19 protein-coding genes are annotated in these 20,432 nt (G+C 37.8%); 4 read left to right on the top strand and 15 right to left on the bottom strand.

Annotated features, from left to right (window positions below):
• Position 1: 1 nt before the first annotated feature.
• The 5 genes from M3627_RS06040 to M3627_RS06020 all read right to left on the bottom strand — a co-directional run bounded on the left by M3627_RS06040 (position 2) and on the right by M3627_RS06020 (position 5,739).
• Positions 2 to 472, bottom strand: a complete 471-nt coding sequence (locus M3627_RS06040) for a PadR family transcriptional regulator (protein WP_251553320.1) — start codon at positions 470 to 472, stop codon at positions 2 to 4.
• 158 nt (positions 473 to 630) lie between these two features.
• Positions 631 to 2,157, bottom strand: coding sequence for an FAD-dependent oxidoreductase (locus M3627_RS06035; protein ID WP_251553319.1), 1,527 nt, complete (start codon positions 2,155 to 2,157; stop codon positions 631 to 633).
• A 496-nt stretch (positions 2,158 to 2,653) separates the two neighbouring features.
• Entirely contained in the window at positions 2,654 to 4,051 is a 1,398-nt protein-coding gene (locus M3627_RS06030) for an alanine/glycine:cation symporter family protein (protein ID WP_251553318.1), read from the bottom strand.
• A gap of 269 nt (positions 4,052 to 4,320) precedes the next feature.
• Positions 4,321 to 5,250, bottom strand: a complete 930-nt coding sequence (locus M3627_RS06025) for a manganese-dependent inorganic pyrophosphatase (protein WP_251553317.1) — start codon at positions 5,248 to 5,250, stop codon at positions 4,321 to 4,323.
• A 39-nt stretch (positions 5,251 to 5,289) separates the two neighbouring features.
• Entirely contained in the window at positions 5,290 to 5,739 is a 450-nt protein-coding gene (locus M3627_RS06020; RefSeq protein ID WP_251553316.1) for an RrF2 family transcriptional regulator, read from the bottom strand.
• 225 nt (positions 5,740 to 5,964) lie between these two features.
• Between M3627_RS06020 and hmpA the strand changes: the two genes are divergently transcribed.
• Both hmpA and M3627_RS06010 read left to right on the top strand, forming a co-directional pair.
• Entirely contained in the window at positions 5,965 to 7,152 is a 1,188-nt protein-coding gene (hmpA, locus tag M3627_RS06015) for an NO-inducible flavohemoprotein (RefSeq protein WP_251553353.1), read from the top strand.
• A 140-nt stretch (positions 7,153 to 7,292) separates the two neighbouring features.
• Positions 7,293 to 8,114, top strand: a complete 822-nt coding sequence (locus M3627_RS06010; RefSeq protein WP_251553315.1) for a GNAT family N-acetyltransferase — start codon at positions 7,293 to 7,295, stop codon at positions 8,112 to 8,114.
• A gap of 229 nt (positions 8,115 to 8,343) precedes the next feature.
• On the opposite strand, the gene M3627_RS06005 is transcribed toward M3627_RS06010, so the two are convergent.
• From M3627_RS06005 to M3627_RS05990, 4 genes are all read right to left on the bottom strand, one after another.
• Positions 8,344 to 8,931 carry a DNA-3-methyladenine glycosylase gene (locus tag M3627_RS06005; protein ID WP_483315281.1) on the bottom strand — a complete coding sequence of 196 codons (588 nt, stop codon included), beginning with the start codon at positions 8,929 to 8,931 and terminating at the stop codon, positions 8,344 to 8,346.
• Positions 8,928 to 10,202, bottom strand: coding sequence for an acetyl-CoA hydrolase/transferase family protein (locus M3627_RS06000; RefSeq protein ID WP_251553312.1), 1,275 nt, complete (start codon positions 10,200 to 10,202; stop codon positions 8,928 to 8,930). The genes M3627_RS06005 and M3627_RS06000 overlap by 4 nt, the downstream gene beginning before the upstream one ends.
• 21 nt (positions 10,203 to 10,223) lie before the next feature.
• Positions 10,224 to 10,754: a DNA topology modulation protein gene (locus M3627_RS05995; protein ID WP_251553311.1), complete on the bottom strand. Its 531-nt coding sequence runs from the start codon at positions 10,752 to 10,754 to the stop codon at positions 10,224 to 10,226.
• Between the two features lie 229 nt (positions 10,755 to 10,983).
• The gene (locus tag M3627_RS05990) at positions 10,984 to 12,210 is read right to left on the bottom strand and encodes an MFS transporter (protein ID WP_251553310.1); all 1,227 of its coding nucleotides are present in this window, start codon (positions 12,208 to 12,210) and stop codon (positions 10,984 to 10,986) included.
• A 174-nt stretch (positions 12,211 to 12,384) separates the two neighbouring features.
• Here M3627_RS05990 and thrC point away from each other — a divergent pair, with 174 nt between their 5' ends.
• Positions 12,385 to 13,443 carry a threonine synthase gene (gene thrC / locus M3627_RS05985; RefSeq protein ID WP_251553309.1) on the top strand — a complete coding sequence of 353 codons (1,059 nt, stop codon included), beginning with the start codon at positions 12,385 to 12,387 and terminating at the stop codon, positions 13,441 to 13,443.
• Positions 13,443 to 14,384: a homoserine kinase gene (gene thrB, locus M3627_RS05980; RefSeq protein WP_251553308.1), complete on the top strand. Its 942-nt coding sequence runs from the start codon at positions 13,443 to 13,445 to the stop codon at positions 14,382 to 14,384. The genes thrC and thrB overlap by 1 nt, the downstream gene beginning before the upstream one ends.
• Positions 14,385 to 14,452: 68 nt before the next feature.
• On the opposite strand, the gene zupT is transcribed toward thrB, so the two are convergent.
• From zupT to M3627_RS05950, 6 genes are all read right to left on the bottom strand, one after another.
• Entirely contained in the window at positions 14,453 to 15,262 is an 810-nt protein-coding gene (gene zupT / locus M3627_RS05975; RefSeq protein ID WP_169358489.1) for a zinc transporter ZupT, read from the bottom strand.
• Between the two features lie 83 nt (positions 15,263 to 15,345).
• On the bottom strand, positions 15,346 to 15,972 hold the full coding sequence (locus M3627_RS05970; RefSeq protein ID WP_285841654.1) for a uracil-DNA glycosylase: 627 nt from the start codon (positions 15,970 to 15,972) through the stop codon (positions 15,346 to 15,348).
• Positions 15,973 to 16,042: 70 nt separating this feature from the next.
• Positions 16,043 to 16,660, bottom strand: coding sequence for a phosphatase PAP2 family protein (locus M3627_RS05965; RefSeq protein ID WP_251553306.1), 618 nt, complete (start codon positions 16,658 to 16,660; stop codon positions 16,043 to 16,045).
• 190 nt (positions 16,661 to 16,850) lie between these two features.
• Positions 16,851 to 17,756, bottom strand: coding sequence for an NAD(P)/FAD-dependent oxidoreductase (locus M3627_RS05960; protein WP_251553351.1), 906 nt, complete (start codon positions 17,754 to 17,756; stop codon positions 16,851 to 16,853).
• A gap of 212 nt (positions 17,757 to 17,968) precedes the next feature.
• The gene (locus tag M3627_RS05955; RefSeq protein WP_251553305.1) at positions 17,969 to 18,811 is read right to left on the bottom strand and encodes a DUF6612 family protein; all 843 of its coding nucleotides are present in this window, start codon (positions 18,809 to 18,811) and stop codon (positions 17,969 to 17,971) included.
• Positions 18,812 to 18,885: 74 nt separating this feature from the next.
• Positions 18,886 to 20,373: a peptide MFS transporter gene (locus M3627_RS05950; protein ID WP_251553304.1), complete on the bottom strand. Its 1,488-nt coding sequence runs from the start codon at positions 20,371 to 20,373 to the stop codon at positions 18,886 to 18,888.
• Positions 20,374 to 20,432 lie beyond the last annotated feature (59 nt).

The raw sequence follows: 20,432 nt of genomic DNA, 5'->3' as shown, positions 1-20,432 counted from the left end.
TCTATAGATTTTCTTTTTGCAACTGCTTTGTAATAGATTGGATGAAAGCTGTTAACTGAATTGTATTTTCCTTATCTTTTCTAGAGGCTTTAACTGCTTTCCTTAGCTCATCCTCCCATAGATCGAGTGTCTCTTTAAGCTGAATGGCCTCCGACGAATTTTGCCATTCCCATCTCGCTTGCCAATTGTCCCAAAAATCTTCTGTTTTTTGTTTAGAGTATTCATTAAGTCGAGACTGCCCCTTGTCACCTAGAGAGTAAATCTTCTTCTCTGATTCAAGTAACAAATCAATCATTTCCTGCTCCAGCAATTCCTGCAAAGCTGGATACACGGTCCCCGCACTGGCTGAATAAAATCCTCCAGCTCGCCTTTCTAATTCCTTCATCAGCTGATAACCATGCTTTGGACCTTCCTCCAACAAATGTAGTATCGCTAGCTGAACAAACCCTCTTCTCCTTTTTATATCGATCACTTCCTTTATGTATATCGATAATTTTAATCGATATACTTTAGAAAGACAATACTAATGATATCTGAAAGCCGGAATAAGAAAAACAACACAAAAAAAGAGCCAAGAAGGTATAAATAACTTTCTTGGCTCTTATATAACGGCTAATAACATTAGCCTTCTTAGTTTAATCTTTTTAATGGTTCGAACGCTGGTCCCTCCAGCACCTCACCTTTATAGTTAAAGCGCGAACCATGACATGGACAATCCCAAGAGCTCTCTGCATTATTAAACGCAACATCGCAACCCAAATGGGTGCATACTGGTTTAACTAAATACACTTTTCCATCCTGGTCCTTGTATGCGCCTACCTTTTTTCCTTCTACTTTTACAATATCACCTGTACCTACTTTTAAATCCTCAAGTTGGAGATCTACTTTTTCAGTCTTACCTTTAACGAATTCCTTAGCAACACTCGCGTTAGCTTTTGTGAATTTAGTAATATCTTCTTTTTTCATTTTTGATCTTGTAGGTGCAAAGAATTCTGCGAACCGGTTTTCTTTCCCTAATACATTGTCTACCATAATTTGAGCAGCAACTACACTGTTAGTCATACCCCATTTTCGGTAACCAGTGGCCACTAATACATCTGGTTTGTCAGAGGTCATTACACCAATATAAGGGACTTTATCTAATGTTTCTAAATCTTGTGCAGACCATCGATAGTTATACGATTGAAAGTTAAACTTTTCCCGACCATAGGCAGCTAAAGTTTCATACTTAGCAGTGGTATCTCCCTCCTGCCTTCCTGTCACATGACCTTCTCCGCCCAACAAAATATATCTTTTCCCGTCTGATCCTAAGGCTGAACGAATTGACCTTGTGGGTTGCTCTACATTAATGTACATACCCTTCGGAGAGCTTTTTTCTGCAGGAGCGGCTATGACATAAGAACGGTGTGGTTCTAACCGTGTAAAATATAAACCATTTTCATCATTAAAAGGATAATGGCTGCAAACGAGAATTTTCTTCGCTTTTATCTTGTGGCCGTCTACTGTTTTAACGATATTGTCTGATAGAAGATCTTTAGCTCGAGTCTCTTCAAAGAAATGTACCCCATTTTGTACTGAGTGATCAACTAAAGCTTTGGCATATTTTACAGGATGAAACTGTCCTTGGTTTTCTAACCTAAGTGCTTTTTTCACCTGATATGGAAGCTCTGTTTCTTCCGTTAGAGTAGCAGGTCCAATACCTAATTTCTGATAGGCGTCCATTTCTTTTGTAACAGTATCTACTCCCGCTTCCGTATCTGCATATATGTAGGCAGGTACTTTTTCAAAATCACATTTAATACCTAAATCTGAGACGGTACGTTCCACGAAGTTAAGAGCGTCTGCCTGTGCCTCATAGTATAACTTTGCTTTTTCTTCATTAAAGGTATTGATCAGTTGCTGGTATACATGTCCATGCTGGGCGGTTACCTTTGCTGTTGTAAAACCAGTTGTTCCACTTAAAATTTTACTTCCCTCAATAACGGCCACTGATTTTCCACTTTTACTTAGTAAATATGCCGCAGTTATTCCTGTTAAACCTGCTCCAACTACTAATACGTCAACCTCTATATTTTCATTTAACTTAGGAAACAATGGGAGTTCATTATTAGCTAACCAATAAGACTCTAAGTTTCCCGGTAATATCTTTTCTGTCATTATGTTTCCTCCTTTATTTATACTAGTGTCTATCTATTCATGAAAGTTTATTCAACAGAATCCATTTCATAATTCCTTTTTTATGGATAAACACGAACAATTCAAAGAGAATAATAAAATTTATTTGTTTTTAACAAGAGAGTAGAATGGATTTTTGATTTAGAGGATGCTTTTTCATAGGGCTAGCGTATGTCTGAAGCTTGTCGATTGTTATAATTCTGCATTTAAAATGAAACTCTATTTATGCAAATTGCTTCACAGAACGTAAATGGATTGATAGTAACTCTCTTAAGCCTTTGATACCCGCCCCATATTATTACAAAACGCATTAGATAAAAATACAACTAGTTTTTATAATAGGTTGGTACGGCTAGGACACCTTATAATAAGACTTCCTGGCAGAATAATTATTAGATAAAAATAAAGCTGCGAAATTTTACTGACTCGTAAAATTTTCGCAGCCTTCTTTAAAATATTTATATAGCTTCTTTACTGATTATCTATCCTCTTCATCCCAGCACTCTGTATTTTTCAGTCCTGGTATTGATTTAGCATAAAAGACCGGATCTTCCCCTTTTTTTCGTTGCCTTGTAAAATCATCTAATACCTTAAAGGCTACTTTACCCAAGAGGATTATAACCGCTATATTCAGCGTAGCCATTAATCCCATGAAGAGATCGGCCAAGTTCCAAACAAGCTGAACATGTGCAATAGAACCAAACATTACCATACCTAATACTACAAAACGATAAGCCGTAAGCCATCCCTTGCTTGCATTCATAAATTCTATATTCGTTTCCCCGTAATAATAATTACCCATAACAGAACTAAATGCGAAGAAAAGAATAGCTATTGCTACAAAGTAAGGAGCCCATTCACCAACATGAACAGCTAATGAGTTCTGGGTAAGAACAACCCCATCATCCTCACCTGTGCTATAAAGGCCTGCCAAAATAATAATAAATGCGGTTGCTGAACAAATGATAATTGTATCAAAAAATACACCTAAACTTTGAACAAGACCTTGTTTCGCTGGATGAGATACACTTGCCGTTGCTGCAGCATTTGGAACACTCCCCATCCCTGCCTCATTAGAGAATAATCCACGTCTAACTCCTTGCATAATAGCCGCTCCAATTGTCCCTCCTACAGCTTCCTCTAGACCGAAAGCATGTGTAACAATTAACTTGAACACTCCTGGAACTTCAGAAATATTTGTAATAACTACAAAAAGAGTAATAGCCAAATAGAATAGGGCCATTACAGGAACAACTATCTGAGTAACACGGACAATCCTATGTACACCGCCAAAGATAATAATTGCTGTTAATATAACTAAAACGATTCCAATTAAATAAGGAGGAATATCAAATACCTCTCCTACAGAAGCAGCGATTGTATTGGATTGCACAGCATTAAATATAAATCCAAAACACAAGATTAAAAGAATACTAAATACTATTCCAAGCTTTCTACTCCCGAGTGCTTTCTCCATATAATATGCAGGGCCGCCACGAAAATTTTTCCCATCTCTTACCTTATATACTTGTGCCAGAGTACTTTCTATAAATGCAGTCGCCATACCAATTACAGCTATAACCCACATCCAAAATACAGCCCCTGGCCCCCCAATACCTATCGCTAAAGCCACTCCCGTTATATTACCTGTACCTACTCGAGAGGCAGTACTGATTGTAAATGCCTGAAAGGGGGAGACTCCACCTTTTTCTTCTTTTTTCTCTGTAATTAAACGAAACATCTCTCCAAACAAACGAAATTGAACAAATTTTGTACTAAACGTAAAATACAAACCTGCTCCAACGAGCAAGGCAATCAATATATAAGTCCATAAAATATTATTGAACCCATCAACAAAGGTCTCAAGCCACCCCATATTATTTCCCTCCTAATTTTATACTCTTTGCTATATACCCTATTTGTCCTACAAATAACAAGATATCGTAAACTTTTTTATTTTTTCCTGATAAAGATTTGTTTTAAATAGTTCTTAATGATTAATAAAGCCAGTTATCGTAACCTCCCAGCCTAAGACATAAGGCCGTTTCTCAAGTTTTCTACTATACAAAAATACCCCAAGAGATTTTACTCTTGGGGTATCTTTCCAATGTTACTTCCTAAAAACTACACTAGAAAGTTTTATATTTATTCAGCTAACGCTTCTGTTAATGCTGGTACTACTTGCTTCTTACGTGAAACGACACCTTTTAATAATGCAACATTATTAACAAACGCCACATTAAATGTAGCCTCCGCTTTTAATGCCATTTTCCCTAACGCTAAAGCTACGGAGTCATTATTTAGGATATCTGTTACAACAAAAAAGAATAGATCTAATTCTTTTTCTTGAATTTCCATGTTAATCAATTCTTCTAATTGCTCTTGACGTCCCATCACGTCATTCACATCAACAGCATTCACTTGAGCAATGATTACCTTATGTTCACCCATAGTAAACTCTTTCGCATCTAACGAAAGTAAATCCTCTAGGCTCTTATCACTAAGGTCGGCTCCGGCTTTTAGCATAGCTAGGCCATACTCTTCCACATTTACTCCAGCTAGTTTTTCTAATTCACGCGCAGCCGTAATATCTTCTTCCGTGCACGTTGGGGATTTAAATAATAACGTATCTGAAACAATAGCGGATAGCATCAAGCCTGCAATGTTAGACGGTATTTCGATACCTTTTTCTTTAAATATTTTATTGATGATCGTAGCAGTACACCCTACTGGCTCTGCGCGATAATACAAAGGATCTGCCGTTTCAAAGTTAGCGATACGGTGATGGTCAATAACCTCTGTAATTTGTACTTCTTCTATTCCAATTGCGCTTTGTTGTTTTTCATTGTGATCTACTAAAATTACTTTTGTCGCTTCAGTTTCTACATTTTTTATCATTCGTGGAGCTTCAAACCCAAATTTCTCAAGTGCATATTTAGTCTCATTGTTTAATTCGCCTAAACGAACTGCCTCAGCCTCTACGCCAATCGCATTTTTTAAATATGCATATACAATAGCTGAAGTAATTGTATCTGTATCAGGGTTTTGATGTCCAAAAACTAGTACCTTTTCCATGAATAATCCTCCTAAAAATCTTTTTCCGACCTTATTTTATCATATATCTTGTCTATCATTGAAAAGTAAATTTGCTAATACATCCTTGTTATTAAGAAAGTCTGCAAGTGTATATTCGTCTAGCACCGTTAAATAGGCTTTTAGTGCTCTGTTTAAAGCTCTCCTTAACCCGCAAGCTGGAGTTATTACACATCGATTTGCCTGACAATCAAAGCATTCTACTAAATGGAAGTCATCCTCTGTCTTCCGTACAACTTGTCCCACGTTAATCTCCCCTGGCTCCATAGCCAAACGAATACCGCCGCCTCTACCACGAATCGTTTCAATATATCCCAGTTTCCCTAAATCATAAGTCACTTTCATTAAATGATTTTTAGAAATACCATATGCTTCTGAAATGTCTTTAATAGTTGATAGGTCGCCTTTGTTTTTTGCTCCTAGATAGATCAATACTCGAAGCGAAAAGTCTGTATACATTGTCATTCTCATACTAACACCGCCATTCATTCCATTATACCTACTATGACAAACTCGTGAAAGAAATGTGACTGTTTATTTACAAAGATTAAAAGATGTATTTTAGATATTGCTTTTAATTTTGAAGAGGGGTATGTTGAACTTATAAAAACAAAGCGCTATTATTTATGCTCTTGTGAAGATGTCATGCAGGTACATACGGATAGCGCTAAAAATGAAAAGGATGTGCAGATGCATATGTTATCCCAACACACAATTGATATAGTAAAATCCACTGTTCCTGTCTTAGAAGTACACGGAGTAGCAATCACAACTACATTTTATCAAAATCTTTTTGAAGCTAATCCAGAGCTATTAAATATTTTCAACCATGCTAACCAAGAGAAAGGTCGCCAGCAAAATGCTTTAGCTAATACGGTCTATGCTGCAGCTGTTCATATTGATAACTTAGCTGCTATTATTCCTGTCGTAAAACAAATTGGGCAAAAGCATGTAAGTTTAGGGATTAAGCCTGAACATTATCCGATTGTCGGTCAACATCTTTTAGGAGCTATAAAAGAAGTATTAGGCGATGCGGCAACAGACGAAATAATTAATGCATGGGCTGAAGCATATGGAGTAATCGCAGATGCTTTTATAGGAATTGAAGAAGATATGTACGCTGCAGCCGAAAATCAAGAAGGAGGCTGGAGATTTTTTAAAGACTTTATCATTACTGATAAGGTAAAGGAAAGCGATAATATTACCTCATTTTACTTTAAGCCTAGAGACGGAGGAGCTTTACCTTCCTATGAACCAGGTCAATATATTACTTTACGGGTAAATATTCCAGGAGAACAATATTTGATGAACAGACAATATAGTCTTTCTAAAGCTTCTGATTTAGACGCATTCCGAATCTCCGTAAAGAAAGAAGACGAAAGCAATCCTGAAGGAAAAGTATCCGTACATCTTCATAAACAAATGAATATAGGTGATAAAGTAGAGATAAGTGCTCCTGCTGGGGAGTTTACGCTCAATAAGGAAGAAACTGCTCCAGTAACTTTTATTAGCGGCGGAGTAGGAATCACACCTATGATGAGTATGCTTGAAACAGTAGCAAACAATCAGCCTGAACGTTCTGTTTCCTTTATATATAGTACACGTAAGAAGAATTTACATCCCTTTGACCAAGATATTCGCTCTTTAATTGATTCCTTGGAAAATGGCATATATAAATCTCTATACTCCGAAGAAGGAGATGGATTTATAACAAAAGAGATTATTAAAGAGTATGCGCACAAAGATGGAGATGTATATGTATGTGGTCCAGTAAGCTTTATGGAAGCGATGATCAATCATTTGTTGGAGCTGGGATTTGCAAAAAATCATATTCACTATGAATTCTTCGGACCGGCACTGAATTTAAATTTAACTGAAGTTTAATAAATCTATAAGCTAGGATGCTGCCTTTTAACGGACAGCATCCTTTTTAGGTATTTTTTTACCAATTAATATGCTTTTAGATATATGATTAGTTAAAAGGAAATGCTATAATTAGCCTATATTTCATTTTAAAGATAGAAATGAGTGATAAATTCATAATGGTTAAACAATTTGAGAGTAAGTATATTCCCCTATCTAACTACTTTAAAAAGTGCATTAAAAAAGAATTTATCCTTACATATGAAGAAATTGAGGCTATCATAGGGCAAGCACTACCAAATGCAGCCTACTTAAGCAGCAGTTGGTGGAAAAAAACAAAACCGCCTGCCTTACACTACTTTGCGTGGATAAATTATGGGTATTCAGTAAAGGATGTAGTTTTAGGAGAGACGGTTATCTTTCAGGCAATGAATGAAGTAGAGGATGAGGAAAACGACATAGATCAAGATATATTAGTTATCCGCGAAGCAGAGCTAGACGATGCTCGTCCCTTCATTACTTTGCAGGAGACTATTTTTTCAGAAACGGACTTTATGCTGTATGGGGAGTCTGACTTTCAAATGACCGTTCAGCATATAAGAAAGCAGATGACTGTTTGGAAAAGCTCGCCTAACTCGGTCCTTTTCCTAGCCATTATGAATGGACAGTTTGCCGGCTTTATATTACTTCAAGGTCATTCTGCTCCTAGAGCAAGACATCGCTCCTCTTTAGTAATAGGAGTAAAAAAGCAATTCTCTAGAAAAGGTGTTGCCTCTTCACTTATTAACCGAGCATTTCTCTGGGCAAAACAAAATGGTGTCACTAAGCTAGAGCTCACCGTTGTAAAAGAGAATATGGTGGCATACAGACTTTACCAAAAAGCTGGCTTCGAAAACGAAGGGCTAAGAAAAAACTCCTTGCTCATTAATGGTCAATACGTAGACGAATACTATATGGGCCGAGTCATCGAGTCAGAGAATTGAAAGATATCTATACAAACGGTATTTCATGCATCTAACTAGCTGTAAGAAGGCACAAAAAACTTACGATATTTAAAATGTTTTCATGTTCAAAAAAAGAAGGCACTTTCTGTTCGATTTAGAACAGAATTGCCTTCTTTCTTTTTACATTATTTCCTCGTTTATTAGCTTCAAAATTAGCTTAAGATTCCTTGAGGACTTTTAGTACCCATCAATCAGCACTTTAGTTGTTCTATCGCATTTTCGATACATATGGATTGTCAGTTTCCCAGAAACGATAAGGATAATGAACGGCTTCTCCACTGTTTTCTATCCCAATGCGCGGTCCAGTAGAGATGGATGGAGCTACCTCACCCTCTGACATATACAAAGGTTTTTTACTCCAATGATGCCCATAGTAATCCATTGTAATAGCCATTGCCTTCGTCAGCTTTCCTGGACCGTTTGTCCATTGCTTCATTGGAAGCTCACGTCTATTCACTTTCATCTGTTCCAAACCTTCTATTGGCTCTACAGCACGTATTAAAATAGCCTGAGGAATGCCCGTTGGAGCTGCAACTACATTAATCAATGTATGCGTGTGCATTTGATACGTATAAATTAGTCCTGGCTCCCCGAACATTACTTCTGTTCGCTTCGTTCTGCGATTACCAAAGCTATGAGCTGCTCGATCTTCTGCCCCCATATATGCTTCCGTCTCAACAATTTTCCCAATTAGCAGACCACTAGTATGCTCATGGATTATGTACTTCCCTATTAAATCCCTTGCAAGCTCTAATGTTGGTTGATGAAAAAAAGTAGGCTCGATTGGTTTCATTATAAAATTAGCCCCATCTTTTTCGCTTCAAATGTTAGCTCTTCTCGGAACTTAGGATGAGCGATTGAAATCAGCTGCTCAGCCCGCTTGGAAATCGGCTTGCCGAACATACTAGCTACGCCGTATTCGGTGACAATCATATCAATGTCATTTTTAGATGTAGTCACTATAGACCCAGGTGTTAACGAAAGCTTAATGCGAGAAATCTCGTCATTTTTGGCGGTTGATGTCATACATACAAAGCCTTTTCCTTTTTTAGAAAATCTTACTCCCCTTGCAAAATCAGCTTGTCCACCTGAAGATGAATAATATTTACCTGCAACTGTCTCAGAAGCACATTGTCCATACAGATCTACCTCAGTAGTTGCATTAATAGATACAATTCGTTCTTCCTTTGCAATTTCACGTGGGTCATTTACAACACTAACCGGCAAAAACTCTACGGATGGATTATTGTTTAGAAAGTCATACAACTTCTTGGATCCATGCGCAAAAGTAGCTACTATTTTTCCTCTGTTCGTAAATTTCTGTGTACCATCAATAGCACCCGCCTCCACTAAGTCGACAATTCCATCTACAAACATTTCCGTGTGGATTCCTAAATGCTTATGATTTTTTAGTAGGCTTACAACCGCATTTGGAATAGAACCTATTCCAATTTGTAACGTATCTCCGTTATCAATCATATCAGTAACATACTCTGCTATTTTTAGGTCTTTGTCTCCGATCGGAGGCGCCACATCTTCTAATAAAGGACGATTATTTTCTACATAACCAAGTATTTGACTAATATGAACTTGATTTTGACCAAATGTTCTTGGCATATGCTCATTCACTTCTAATATGAATGGCACTGTTCCAATAAACTCACTCACTATATCTGCCTGTGTCCCCAAGGAAAAGTACCCAAATTCATCCATAGGAGATGCAACTGCCATAACCATCGAAAGATTCGTGGATGACCGTAGAATTCTAGGCATCTCATGAAAGTGATTTGGCACTAAGTCGACTAGACCTTGATGGAATGCCTTTCGCGTTGCTCCACTTAGAAAGTAAGAAACATGCTTTAACTTTCCAGGATAGGCACCTTCCATATAAGGACGATGCTTTAATGCCAACAACTGATGTACCTTTACATTCGTTAAGTCATGAGCATTTTCTTCTAATATATCCAAAAGCTTATGTGGTTCGCCATTTGTTAAAGGCAGAATGATATCTGCATTCGGAGGTATTAACTCGATTATTTGCCTGTCACTCAATATTTTTTCTTTCATTTTTTACACCCCTAATATATTTCATTTTACTGGTGGAGCAGTATTTAAAAATGTCTTTAGTTCCTTAGGATTTCTTAATATGCATATGTCCCTGCTCTTACCAGCTTCAGACAGCACCTTAAGTATGGTAGGCCTGACTTTACTTGGAAATCCCCAAACGAACTTTAGAAATTCCCAATCCAACTTCTCATTACAGCCGGAAGCCATGTCATCTCTAGTCTTCCCATGGTGTGCCCAAACCCGTTTTAATACTCTATATGTACAGAGTGTTCGTCGGAAATCCAAAAATATGATTAAATCTGCATACTTCACTCTCCACTCAAGTGTTGAGTTGAAGTTTCCATCTATAATCCACTGATCCTCTTCTAGCTTCTTTTTTACCTTTTCTATGAACTCATCTTTTGAAACCGGGACCCACCCCTCGTTCCAATAGAGGGAATCTAAATGAACCAATGGCAAATCCCACTTTTTAGCGAGCTGCTTTGAAAAAGTAGATTTACCCGCTCCACTCGAACCAATTATTAATATCTTTTTGTGTTTTGAGCCTGGCATTTTTTATATCCCCCTTTATTATGAGATAACTTCATTGTACTATTTTTTAACCAAGAGACAAACAAGAAAAGCGCAGGCGCCTGTTCTGACCCGAGGGGCAAGGCGATGGAGCTAGACATCAAGAAAAGCGCAAGCGCCTGTTCTGACCCGACAGGCAAATGGGAAAAAGCGAGGAAGAATTTCCTAAACAATAAAAAAACTGCCTCATAGGAAGCAGCTTTTTACCTTCTTATTCTAGTTCCACTTGTTTAGTTTCCGTTCCTAAAAATATAATTGCTATTACACCTATGATAATGGCAATACAGAAGATACCAAAGATCCATCCAATTTCATACCCAGCAGTCACTAGAGAACCTACTAATAATGGGCCAAGTATTCCACCAATACGTCCGACAGATGCAGCCATACCTGATCCTGTTGCACGAATAACAGTTGGATACTGCTCTGGTGAGTATGCATACAATGCTCCCCACGCTCCCAAGTTAAAGAAGGACAGCAGCATACCAGATACGATCAAGACCGCTGTTGTTTCTGCAGACCCAAATACAAAAGCACTTGCCGCAGTCCCTAACAAATAGGTAACAAGAACAAATTTACGTCCTGCTTTCTCAATTAGCCAAGCAGCAGAAAAATAACCAGGTAATTGGGCTAAGGTCATAATGAGAACATACTCAAAGCTTTGGATAAGAGAGAAACCTTTCATGACCATCACACTCGGTAGCCATAAAAACATCCCGTAATAAGAAAACACGACAGTAAACCAGACAATCCATAACATGAGTGTTGCTTTTGCATACTTCTTTGCCCATACACCCTTCATATTTTGGATGATAGATCTAGTTTCAGTATTTTTTTCAGTATATTTTGGAGAGTCAGGTAGCTTTAAACGTAAATAGATCGCATAAAACGCAGGTAACGCAGTGATCAATAGTGCTACTCTCCAACCATAGTCAGGAATTATAAAGTAAGCAATCAATGCGGAAATAATCCAACCAGCTGCCCAGAAGCTTTCTAGTAAGACAACTACTCGTCCTCTTTCCTTTGCCTCCACACTTTCTGACACTAAAGTAGACGCAACAGGTAGCTCTCCCCCAAGCCCCATACCTACAAGAAAGCGTAGAGCTAAAAATGCAAATAACGTGGTAGTTAAAGCAGATAGACCACTTGCTACGGAAAACAAGATGAGCGTTATCATAAATATTTTCTTTCTGCCAACCTTATCGGCCAATACCCCAAATACTAGAGCACCTACTGCCATACCAATGGAGTTAACACTTCCAATCCAGCCCATTTCATTTGGGGTTAGTGCCCACTCAGTAGCTAAGGCTGCGATAACGAAAGATAAAATCCCGACGTCCATTGCATCGAACATCCATGCTAGCCCTGCTATACCAAGCAATTTATTTTTAGATAATGGCTTTTGTTTACTAACTTTTTCTTCATTAATTGTAGTCATTTTATTCCCCTGTCTTTACACCTGTAATGTTTTTAGTTTACATGATTAGTATACTCATTGTTTAGGTAACTTACAATATAAATTTTTTCTTGTTTTTTTGAAATATTTAGAGTAAAATGTCCTTTATACAAATACAAATGTTTACTCAAGAAGAACAGAAGGGCGGAAATTTACATGGCTTGGCAAGGACTTATTGAACAATACAAAGAATTCTTACCTGTTACAGAAAATACACCTAAACTTACATTATTAGAGGGGAATACCCCTCTTATTAAATTAGAAAATTTATCAGAAGAATTAGGAATTGAGTTATTCGCAAAAATAGAAGGAGCAAATCCAACAGGATCCTTCAAAGATAGAGGAATGGTATTTGCAGTAGCTAAGGCGAAAGAGGAAGGTAGCAAAGCAGTTATTTGTGCGTCTACTGGTAACACCTCAGCTGCTGCAGCTGCCTATGCAGCAAGAGCCGGAATGCGTGCAGTAATTGTCATACCTGAGGGAAAGGTCGCTGCTGGGAAACTAGCTCAGGCTTATATGTATGGAGCTGAAGTTATTCAAATAGAAGGTAACTTTGATGTGGCATTAGATATGGTTCGTACTATTAGCGAATCTTCCCCGATTACTCTAGTAAACTCTGTAAATCCTTATAGAATAGAAGGACAAAAAACTGCATCTTTCGAGATTTGCGATGTACTTGGAGCTGCTCCAGATTATTTAGCAATACCAGTTGGCAATGCCGGGAATATTACAGCCTATTGGAAGGGGTTTAAGGAATATAACGACAAAAAGCAAACTGGACTACCCAAAATATTTGGTTTTGAAGCAGAGGGTGCTGCCGCTATAGTTCAAGGCAAACCTATAGAATTTCCTGAGACAATTGCCACAGCCATTCGGATCGGTAATCCAGCAAGCTGGGAATATGCCGTTGCTGCAAGGGATGAATCAGGAGGACTTATCGAGGCTGTATCTGATGATGAGATGATTGCGGCATATAAGCTAACTGCTAGTAGAGAGGGTATCTTTGCAGAACCTGCATCCTGTGCATCCATCGCTGGAGTTTTAAGATCTGCCAAGGAAGGTAAGATAAAACCTGGCAGCAAGGTCGTTGCCATTCTAACTGGAAATGGGTTAAAGGATCCGCAAACTGCAATTGATGTAAAAGTGGAACCACCACATAAAATTGAAAGTAACGCAACTGCACTAAGTGCATTTATAGAGGGGGTGCTCGCATAATGTCATGGACTATTTCAATACCAGCAAGCACAGCAAACTTAGGTCCTGGTTTTGACTCAATAGGTATTGCATTAGACAAGTATTTAGAAGTTGAGGTAGAACTTGCTCCCCAGCTTTCTATCGAAAATTTGACTGAGAATCTACCAGTCGTCTCCGACCCAGCTGATCATCTGATTGTCCAGGCTGCTTCTAAAACAGCAGCTATGCATGGACTGGAACTACCAGCTTGTGCATTACGATTAAAAAGCGAAATCCCTCTAGCCCGCGGTATGGGAAGTAGTGCGTCTGCAGTAGTTGCTGGAATTGAGGTAGCCAATCAATTGCTAGAGCTTCAGCTGACTGCTCATGACAAGCTAAAAATAGCTACAATGATAGAAGGCCATCCTGATAATGCGGCTGCCTCTATTTTTGGAGGTTTTACTATATCTTCTAGTACTGATTATGGAGAAATTCACGTTTTTCATTCATACCATATAAATGCTAGTTTTGTATTAGCTATTCCTTCATTTGAACTTAAAACAGAACTAGCTAGAAATGTCTTACCTGAGCATTACACACGACCAATCGCGACACAGGCTAGTGCTTCTGCAAATTTATTGGTAGCTGCTTTCCTCTCTCAGTCCTTTGAGCAGGCAGGTATATACATGGAAGAGGATTTGTTTCATGAGCCTTATCGATTAGACCTAATCCCACATAGTAGAGCTCTAAAAATTGCAGCAAAAAAAGCAGGTGCTTTCGGTACTTGTATTAGTGGTGCTGGCCCTACCCTGTTGTCTCTTGTACAAAAAGGAAAGGAGATGGAGTTCATCTCTCAAATGAAAGACTCTTTTCCTAGCTTTGAATTTGTACCAACCTCTATCAATAAAACAGGAATTGTTTCTTTAAAGCAAAAACCAAGCAAAGGGGAATCACAACGGCCACCTCAGCTTTCCTCTATTTAAATAGGAGTCTCCGTTCATATAAAAAGCAGTGAAAGTCTCTCATCACGAGGAGACCTTCACTGCCTTTTTTATGCCATTAATACTAAACTTAAAGCCATCACAAGCATCCCAGCTACAACCCCATACATTGAAGAATGAGTTTCATCATACTTCTTCGCAGCAGGCAATAGCTCATCTAACGAAATAAATACCATAATACCGGCAACTGCCGCAAAAATTATCCCGAACATTACACCATTTAAAAATGGCATCAATATTAGAAAGGCAACTAAAGCACCTACTGGTTCTGCTAGCCCGGATAGGAATGAAAGTTTAAATGCTTTCATTCGACTACCCGTAGCATAAAATATAGGAACCGCTACCGCAATCCCCTCTGGAATATTATGAATAGCTACTGCAATAGCTATTGCTATACCAAGGTTAGGATCCTGTAATGCTGAAGCAAAGGTTGCAATCCCCTCTGGGAAATTATGAATACCAATAGCAAGAGCAGTAAACATACCCATTTTCATTAAACGAGCATCTTCTGCATTCGCTGGTTTGAGTTTCATATCCTCAACACCTTTTACTTCATGCGGATTTTCATGTGAAGGAATCAACCTATCTATTAAAGCGATGAAAAACATCCCGCCGAAGAAACCAGCTAAAGTAACCCAATAGCCATTAGTAGAACCTAGCTCTTCTACTAATGAATCTTTGGCCTTAACAAATATCTCTACGAGGGAAACATAAATCATCACTCCAGCTGAAAACCCAAGTGCTACAGATAGAAACTTTTTGTTTGTTCTAGTAGTAAGTAAAGACAATAAGCTCCCTATTCCAGTAGCTAGGCCAGCAAATAAAGTAAGTAATAATGCAAAAACTACATTTCCATCCATTGACCCATCTTCTTTCTCTCTAATTTAAGCTTATTATACTTAAAAAGTTTCCTTTAAGCAACTTTCTTCAACCTAAGAAAGTGTCAAAATCTTTGCGTTTTAATGTAATCCCCTATCGTTTTCCAATCGTCTTCTAGAAATTCTCTGTTGGAAGGGCGATAGAATACAGAAGCAGGATGATAGGTTGGAATAATTGTATAGGTTTCACTAGACCAAGTATATTGGGTGGAGTTTAAAGACTCTAAAATTTGAACTGGTCTTTGCAATAATTGACCGTGTAATTTAGAAACTGTCGCACTTTTTCCAAGTAAGCGTTGTAATCCCACATTTCCTAACGTAACGATTAGTAATGGAGAAATATTTAATAGTTCAAAATCTAATATTGGAGCATGAGCAAGGATCTCACTTTGAGTGGGTGGGCGATTATACTTCTTTTTTACTGTCTCGCCGTTTCTTTCTTTTTTATCTTTCCATATGAATGGACGGCTTCTTACAGCACTTGTCATATATACATCTTCTCTTGTTAGTCCTATACTAGCTAACGATTTTTTTAGTTCCTCCCCTGCTCTCCCTACAAAAGGGAGACCTTGTATAGCCTCGTTCTCTCCTGGTGCTTCTCCCACCAGCATAAGAGTAGGCTTTCTCGGTCCTTTACCTTTTACAAAACCTTCAACCGGTGATCCCTCTATTCTTTTTATGCATATATCCATTAAATGGTTCGGTATCTCAAACACTTTCTTTCCTCCTTACAAAAAATCCTCTCCACGAATCGGAAAGGATTTATAATCTATTCTTTTTATTTTTTCTCTTACGCTTTCTATATTCGTACCAAAGAGCCACCATTACAAACCATGTATACCCTACCATCCACCCAGCAAACACATCGGATGCATAGTGTCGAGATTCTGCTATTCGAGAAAGTCCTATCATGACGGACATGAATATGGCCCCCAACCAAATGGTTACGGTGATTTTTCTATTAGTCTGATGCTCAGTAGCTAAATAAGCAATTGTAAACAAATAGAGCAGGCCAACCATCGCATGACCAGAGGGGAAACTATAAGTTTCTAATTGGGAAGGGACGTCGGGACGTTCTCGTTGGATTACTCTTTTAAGGAGCTGGTTCAAGGCATTCCCTACCCCAACCGTAAATAAAACAAATAGCATGCCTCGATAATTATGAGAACGTATCCATAATAATAAAATAATTAATAACGCGATAAGTAAAATAAATTTGGTATCACCAAAATAGTGAAATGCTGTGATAAATGAATTACCTTCAAGAAGGTTGCCCATTTTTTGATCTAACGACACTACTTCATCTTTAGCTATATTCAAAAACAGCATTGTAAACCCTAGTAATGTAACAAGTCCTAGTGGATAAAACCATTTTTTCACAGAATCCCTCCTATTTATTATAAGAATTATAAGCCAGATAGCTTACAAGTACAAAGAATTAGCGAATGATATAGATTCATAAGCTAATTTTAGAGAGGGGACAGAGGTTCTAAGCAACCTCTGCTTTCAAGGGTAATCGATTAGGAGAATAGACAGATTTTAATGAGTCAAAGATGCATTTATAAAAATACTAGAATCGTTCCTCCGTCAAATCTGTGTTAATGGAGACTGCCGCCTTATTTCCATCTGCAGCTGCAATCAAAAGAGATGAAGGTATAGGCTTTCTAGATTCTCCAGCAACATATACATTTTTTTGTGTTGTTCGACAACGTGGATCAGTCATCACTCTTCCTTTCTCATCTATTTCACACCCTAATTTCTCAGCAAAGTAGTTTGGGCGATAATACGTGGGAGCAACAAATCCAAGAGTTCTATTAATAATCTCACCGGACGCCAACTTTACCTCTTTGAGATAACCCTCTTCACCCACAAGTTCCTCTATTCGATCATTTTTTATTTCAATATTATGCTTGGCAAGCTCGCGCATACCTTCCTCTGATAAGTTATTTCCATTAGTTAGCACCAACAGGTCATTTGACCAATTATAAATGAGTTTAACCATATGTAGGATGTGTTCTTCCTTTTCAGCTAGAATCAGAAGTGGCTTATCCCGTAACTCCCACCCATCACAATAAGGACAACTAAAGAGGCTTTTTCCATAGAACTTCCGAATACTTTCAATCGGAAACACTTCTTGAATACCTGTTGCAAGCAATAATTTTTCGGAAACATATTCATTATTGTCTCTTGTTTTTACGATAAAATTACCTTCCTCTTTCTCTCTCCTTACTTCAATAATGGTCTTATTAAAGTAACTTACATTCGGGTAATTTTTTAATTCACTTAGCCCAATCCCTTTGAATTCATGTGGTTTTATGCCATCTCTTGTTATAAAGCCGTGTGATTCATGAGTTACTCTATTACGATTTGTCCCATCGTCGAATAAGGCAATTTTTCTTCGTGCTCTTCCTAAAGTTAAACTAGCACCCAGGCCTGCGGGGCCGCCTCCGATAATAATACAGTCATACATTGATATTGCCTCCTTACATAAGCCAAGTCAAAGAGGTTAGCATGCTAACCTTCCTTTTATTAAATAATTTTCCCCTTTTAGTGTTCCCTAAATTTAATGTTTCCTAACATTACTTTATTAAGAAAACTTTTAAAAAACTAAAGGGCTTGAAGGAAATATAAAAAGCCTGCCTATAAATGTTGAATTATCCAACAATTATAGGCAGGCTTTACTCAGTTTTATATAGTTATCGCACTATCAATAACTTCTTGAGGAATTTCAATTTTTTCTACTCCATTAAAGTTAGAGAAATCTGTCTTCATATCTTGATTCATATTAATAGATTCGCCTTCTGCCTCCATATCCATATCTACAGTAACATCAACCTTAGTAGTTTGGAAGCTCTCTTTATCAATATGAATTAAATAGCTGATTGAATTAATTTTTACATCTAGCTGTACGTCTTCTCCAGCCTGTGCCATGCTTTGAAGCGTTTCATCTATTTGAGCTTGTACTAATTCATTAAATTTGTCACCTGATGCATCAAGTGTCAAAATATAATTTTTATCATCTTGTTCAAATTTAAAGTCTTTAATATAATCTTCAAGTTCAGCAAGCGAGCTAGCAGGATTAGCTGAGTTAGTTTGTGCCATGATGTCACCCAGTGCATCTGTTGGTAGCTTCATCCACTGCTTCCCTGTTCCCTCATACATATAGAACTCAGTTCCATTGAAGTACATCTCTGTTTCCATCGACTCGTCCATTGATCCGTCTTCTGTTTTCATAGAAGTTGTTCCTTTTTGGTGCATTTGCATTGGTTCAATAACTACATCCATATCCATGTCAGCCTTAAGCTCTACGTTTGCTTCTTCACTTGGTATATTCATTTTTTGGTGTAGATTCACTTTAGCAGAAACACTTTTCAGTTCCTCAGATACTTCCATTGACTTGTTATATACTTCTTCCAAAGTCATATCAGTAGTTTCTTTTACTTCCTTATTAGCCGGTGTAGCAGTGTCGTTACAAGCAGCTAATGCAAAAGTCATCGTAGTAGCCGCTAATAGCATTTTCCATTTCTTCATGTTAGTCCCATCCCTTCTTTGTTTCACACTTAACATACGAACAAATTATTGAAAGGTTTCACTTTTTTTACAAATTAACGAATACCACGCATGTATTTTTGGATGACCGGTGTCATTAGATAAAGAATTACCCCTAACCCTATTGCAATTGCACCTATTACTCCAAAGTACATAATTTCTGTTTCTGGCTTGTACAATTTTACAACCTGCGCATTAATTGCTTGTGCAGAGGCATTTGTCATAAACCATAAACTCATCGTTTGTGCAGCAAAAGCAGCTGGAGCTAGCTTTGTAGTTGCAGACAAACCAACTGGTGAAAGAAGCAACTCACCAAGTACTACTAAGAAAAAGCTTAGAACAAGCCACATAGGATTAGCTAACGTATCAGTACCATTAAAGTAAGCAGGGAAAATCATTACGACAAAGGACAGACCCGCAAAGAATAACCCATATGCAAATTTACGAGGGGTTGACGGTTGTCTATTCCCAAGTTTCACCCATAGCCACGCAAAGACTGGAGCAAGGGCGATGATAAATAATGGATTCAACGATTGGAACCACGCAGGTGAAATTTCAAATGACCCAAGAGTTAGATCTACACGCTCATCTGCATATTGAGCTAAAATGTTAGAACCTTGTTCTTGAATTGCCCAGAACATCATAGCTGCTACGAAAAGTGGAATGTAAGCAAGTAAACGAGACTTTTCATCTTCCGTTGACTTATCACTTCTATACATAATAATGAAGTATAGAGTTGGGATTAAAATACCAAGTATGGAGATAGTCATAGTGAAAACGTTAATCGTCATAATACCAGCTTGAATCAGATAATAACCAAGTGCAACAATAATTACTACAGCTATTGCTAATCTCGTAAAGAATTTTTTCTTTCCTTCTTTAGTAAGCGGATTTGGTACATAAGATCCTGCCAAGCCTAAATATTTTTTCTTAGTTAGTAAAAAGACTACTAATCCGATTGCCATACCTACAGCTGCCAAACCAAATCCTAAATGGAAGTTATACTCTAAGCCGATTGTCCCAACAATTAATGGTGCAATGAAAGCTCCCATATTAATACCCATATAGAAAATACTGAAACCTGAATCTCTACGAGCATCCTCAGCGGAATATAAATCACCGACAATAGTAGAAATATTAGACTTTAATAAACCAGTACCAATAATGATAAATGCCATGGATATGAATAAGGTAGTTAAACCACCTGGGAATGCCAGTACAATATGACCGATCATAATTAATACTCCGCCATAGAACACTGTTCTAGTAGTACCGAATAGTCTATCGGCTATCCAACCACCAATAATCCCAGACATATAAACTAAGGAACCATAAACAGCCATAATAGAGTTAGCTGTTGATCGTTCTAGCCCTAAACCGCCTTGAGTCACTTCGTAATACATATAATAGATTAAAATTGCGCGCATACCGTAGTATGAAAAACGCTCCCAAAACTCCGTAAAGAACAAAGATAGAAGCCCTTTCGGCTGTCCAAAAAATCCTGTTTGCGGTACGGATTTTACTATTTCTTCTTTCGATAACATCTAATTACGCCTCATTTCTACAAAATAATAATTAAAATATTTCCTATTCTTTCAAAAAA

The organism is Psychrobacillus sp. MER TA 171, assembly GCF_023713305.1.
Classification (GTDB): domain Bacteria; phylum Bacillota; class Bacilli; order Bacillales_A; family Planococcaceae; genus Psychrobacillus.
The sequence above is the reverse complement of the archived record's forward strand: the minus strand, read 5'-3'. Positions and strand labels throughout refer to the sequence as shown.

Excerpts from the sequence above, each read along its gene's own strand:
- M3627_RS06035 (WP_251553319.1), bottom strand. The coding sequence starts at position 2,157 with ATGACAGAAAAGATATTACCGGGAAACTTAGAGTCTTATTGGTTAGCT.
- M3627_RS06030 (WP_251553318.1), bottom strand. The coding sequence starts at position 4,051 with ATGGGGTGGCTTGAGACCTTTGTTGATGGGTTCAATAATATTTTATGG.
- M3627_RS06025 (WP_251553317.1), bottom strand. The coding sequence starts at position 5,250 with ATGGAAAAGGTACTAGTTTTTGGACATCAAAACCCTGATACAGATACA.
- M3627_RS06020 (WP_251553316.1), bottom strand. The coding sequence starts at position 5,739 with ATGAGAATGACAATGTATACAGACTTTTCGCTTCGAGTATTGATCTAT.
- hmpA (WP_251553353.1), top strand. The coding sequence starts at position 5,965 with ATGTTATCCCAACACACAATTGATATAGTAAAATCCACTGTTCCTGTC.
- M3627_RS06010 (WP_251553315.1), top strand. The coding sequence starts at position 7,293 with ATGAGTGATAAATTCATAATGGTTAAACAATTTGAGAGTAAGTATATT.
- M3627_RS06000 (WP_251553312.1), bottom strand. The coding sequence starts at position 10,202 with ATGAAAGAAAAAATATTGAGTGACAGGCAAATAATCGAGTTAATACCT.
- M3627_RS05995 (WP_251553311.1), bottom strand. The coding sequence starts at position 10,754 with ATGCCAGGCTCAAAACACAAAAAGATATTAATAATTGGTTCGAGTGGA.
- M3627_RS05990 (WP_251553310.1), bottom strand. The coding sequence starts at position 12,210 with ATGACTACAATTAATGAAGAAAAAGTTAGTAAACAAAAGCCATTATCT.
- thrC (WP_251553309.1), top strand. The coding sequence starts at position 12,385 with ATGGCTTGGCAAGGACTTATTGAACAATACAAAGAATTCTTACCTGTT.
- thrB (WP_251553308.1), top strand. The coding sequence starts at position 13,443 with ATGTCATGGACTATTTCAATACCAGCAAGCACAGCAAACTTAGGTCCT.
- zupT (WP_169358489.1), bottom strand. The coding sequence starts at position 15,262 with ATGGATGGAAATGTAGTTTTTGCATTATTACTTACTTTATTTGCTGGC.
- M3627_RS05970 (WP_285841654.1), bottom strand. The coding sequence starts at position 15,972 with ATGGATATATGCATAAAAAGAATAGAGGGATCACCGGTTGAAGGTTTT.
- M3627_RS05955 (WP_251553305.1), bottom strand. The coding sequence starts at position 18,811 with ATGAAGAAATGGAAAATGCTATTAGCGGCTACTACGATGACTTTTGCA.
- M3627_RS05950 (WP_251553304.1), bottom strand. The coding sequence starts at position 20,373 with ATGTTATCGAAAGAAGAAATAGTAAAATCCGTACCGCAAACAGGATTT.